The 3547-nt window shown below is 57.7% G+C and carries 2 rRNA genes and 1 pseudogene; 2 read left to right on the top strand and 1 reads right to left on the bottom strand.

Annotated features, from left to right (window positions below):
- A pseudogene (locus tag ACQKLX_RS29805) lies at positions 1-101 on the bottom strand (aldehyde dehydrogenase family protein); the annotation flags it as partial.
- A gap of 90 nt (positions 102-191) precedes the next feature.
- Here ACQKLX_RS29805 and ACQKLX_RS29800 point away from each other — a divergent pair.
- Positions 192-3312 (top strand): 23S ribosomal RNA (locus tag ACQKLX_RS29800).
- 84 nt (positions 3313-3396) lie between these two features.
- A 5S ribosomal RNA gene (rrf, locus tag ACQKLX_RS29795) occupies positions 3397-3505 on the top strand.
- Positions 3506-3547: the final 42 nt, after the last annotated feature.

Below are 3547 nucleotides of genomic sequence, written 5' to 3'. Positions count from 1 at the left end.
GGGCCGAGCTTCCACGAGGCGGTGCTGAGCGGCACGTTCCCGGGCGCGATCGCGCCCACGACGCCATAGGGCTCGGAGACGATCAGGCCGAGACTTCCTTCAGTGCCGGCCCCGGTAAAAATCCGCGTGAGTGGGTTGTGACGGGTGGTTGGTCGTTGTTTGAGAACTGCACAGTGGACGCGAGCATCTGTGGCCAAGTTTTTAAGGGCGCACGGTGGATGCCTTGGCACCAGGAACCGATGAAGGACGTGGGAGGCCACGATAGGCCCCGGGGAGTCGTCAACCAGGCTTTGATCCGGGGGTGTCCGAATGGGGAAACCCGGCAGTCGTCATGGGCTGTCACCCGCTGCTGAACACATAGGCAGTGTGGAGGGAACGCGGGGAAGTGAAACATCTCAGTACCCGCAGGAAGAGAAAACAACCGTGATTCCGGGAGTAGTGGCGAGCGAAACCGGATGAGGCCAAACCGTATACGTGTGAGACCCGGCAGGGGTTGCGTGTGCGGGGTTGTGGGATCTCTCTTTTACGGTCTGCCGGCCGTGAGACGAGTCAGAAACCGTTGATGTAGGCGAAGGACATGCGAAAGGTCCGGCGTAGAGGGTAAGACCCCCGTAGTCGAAACGTCAACGGCTCGTTTGAGAGACACCCAAGTAGCACGGGGCCCGAGAAATCCCGTGTGAATCTGGCGGGACCACCCGCTAAGCCTAAATATTCCCTGGTGACCGATAGCGGATAGTACCGTGAGGGAATGGTGAAAAGTACCGCGGGAGCGGAGTGAAATAGTACCTGAAACCGTGTGCCTACAAGCCGTGGGAGCGTCGGGATGGAGCTTGCTCCATCCTCGTGACTGCGTGCCTTTTGAAGAATGAGCCTGCGAGTTTGCGGTGTGTTGCGAGGTTAACCCGGGTGGGGAAGCCGTAGCGAAAGCGAGTCCGAATAGGGCGTTTTAGTAGCACGCTCAAGACCCGAAGCGGAGTGATCTAGCCATGGGCAGGTTGAAGCGGCTGTAAGAGGTCGTGGAGGACCGAACCCACCAGGGTTGAAAACCTGGGGGATGACCTGTGGTTAGGGGTGAAAGGCCAATCAAACTCCGTGATAGCTGGTTCTCCCCGAAATGCATTTAGGTGCAGCGTCGTGTGTTTCTTGCCGGAGGTAGAGCACTGGATAGGCGATGGGCCCTACCGGGTTACTGACCTTAGCCAAACTCCGAATGCCGGTAAGTGAGAGCGCGGCAGTGAGACTGTGGGGGATAAGCTCCATGGTCGAGAGGGAAACAGCCCAGAGCATCGACTAAGGCCCCTAAGCGTACGCTAAGTGGGAAAGGATGTGGAGTCGCACAGACAACCAGGAGGTTGGCTTAGAAGCAGCCACCCTTGAAAGAGTGCGTAATAGCTCACTGGTCTAGTGATTCCGCGCCGACAATGTAGCGGGGCTCAAGCGTACCGCCGAAGTCGTGTCATTGCAGCAATACGGCCAACGCCGGCTGTGATGGGTAGGGGAGCGTCGTGTGCCGGGTGAAGCAGCCGCGGAAGCGAGTTGTGGACGGTTCACGAGTGAGAATGCAGGCATGAGTAGCGATACAAACGTGAGAAACGTTTGCGCCGATTGACTAAGGGTTCCTGGGTCAAGCTGATCTGCCCAGGGTAAGTCGGGACCTAAGGCGAGGCCGACAGGCGTAGTCGATGGATAACCGGTTGATATTCCGGTACCCGCTGTGAAGCGTCAAACATCGAGCATCGTGATGCTAAGGCCGTGAAGCCGCCCTGATCTCTTCGGAGTTGAGGGGAGTGGTGGAGCCGCCGAACCAAGCGGTTAGTAGGTGAGTGATGGGGTGACGCAGGAAGGTAGTCCATCCCGGGCGGTGGTTGTCCCGGGGTAAGGGTGTAGGACGTCAGGTAGGTAAATCCGCCTGACATGAGTCTGAGACCTGATGCCGAGCCGATTGTGGTGAAGTGGATGATCCTATGCTGTCGAGAAAAGCCTCTAGCGAGTTTCATGGCGGCCCGTACCCTAAACCGACTCAGGTGGTCAGGTAGAGAATACCGAGGCGTTCGGGTGAACTATGGTTAAGGAACTCGGCAAAATGCCCCCGTAACTTCGGGAGAAGGGGGGCCACACCTGGTGACGAGTTTTGCACTCTGAGCTGGGGGTGGCCGCAGAGACCAGCGAGAAGCGACTGTTTACTAAAAACACAGGTCCGTGCGAAGCCGTAAGGCGATGTATACGGACTGACGCCTGCCCGGTGCTGGAACGTTAAGGGGACCGGTTAGTCACATTTCGGTGTGGCGAAGCTGAGAACTTAAGCGCCAGTAAACGGCGGTGGTAACTATAACCATCCTAAGGTAGCGAAATTCCTTGTCGGGTAAGTTCCGACCTGCACGAATGGCGTAACGACTTCTCGACTGTCTCAACCATAGGCCCGGTGAAATTGCACTACGAGTAAAGATGCTCGTTTCGCGCAGCAGGACGGAAAGACCCCGGGACCTTTACTACAGTTTGATATTGGTGTTCGGTTCGGCTTGTGTAGGATAGCTGGGAGACTTTGAAGCTCGCACGCCAGTGTGGGTGGAGTCGTCGTTGAAATACCAGTCTGGTCGTGCTGGATGTCTAACCTGGGTCCGTGATCCGGATCAGGGACAGTGTCTGATGGGTAGTTTAACTGGGGCGGTTGCCTCCTAAAGAGTAACGGAGGCGCCCAAAGGTTCCCTCAGCCTGGTTGGCAATCAGGTGTTGAGTGTAAGTGCACAAGGGAGCTTGACTGTGAGACCGACGGGTCGAGCAGGGACGAAAGTCGGGACTAGTGATCCGGCGGTGGCTTGTGGAAGCGCCGTCGCTCAACGGATAAAAGGTACCCCGGGGATAACAGGCTGATCTTCCCCAAGAGTCCATATCGACGGGATGGTTTGGCACCTCGATGTCGGCTCGTCGCATCCTGGGGCTGGAGTCGGTCCCAAGGGTTGGGCTGTTCGCCCATTAAAGCGGTACGCGAGCTGGGTTTAGAACGTCGTGAGACAGTTCGGTCCCTATCCGCTGTGCGCGTAGGAGTCTTGAGAAGGGCTGTCCCTAGTACGAGAGGACCGGGACGGACGAACCTCTGGTGTGCCAGTTGTCCTGCCAAGGGCATGGCTGGTTGGCTACGTTCGGGAGGGATAACCGCTGAAAGCATCTAAGCGGGAAGCCTGCTTCGAGATGAGGACTCCCACCCCCTTGAGGGGTTAAGGCTCCCAGTAGACGACTGGGTTGATAGGCCGGATCTGGAAGCACCGTGAGGTGTGGAGGTGACCGGTACTAATAGGCCGAGGGCTTGTCCTCAGTTGCTCGCGTCCACTGTGTTGGTTCTGAAACCACGAACAACCCCATGTGCCACACATGGTGCGGTTGAGTGTTTCATAGTGTTTCGGTGGTCATAGCGTAGGGGAAACGCCCGGTTACATTTCGAACCCGGAAGCTAAGCCGGCGCGGCGCACGCGCAGCAGGTTCATCCAGTAGCCGCGCGTCACCGAGAGGCAGAGCGGCCGGAACCAGACATTATCGTCGACCGGCACCC

The organism is Allobosea sp. NPDC003192 (assembly GCF_050275675.1).
Lineage (GTDB): Bacteria > Pseudomonadota > Alphaproteobacteria > Rhizobiales > Beijerinckiaceae > Allobosea.
Note: the sequence above shows the minus strand (reverse complement) of the source record. Positions and strands in the feature narration are given on the sequence as shown.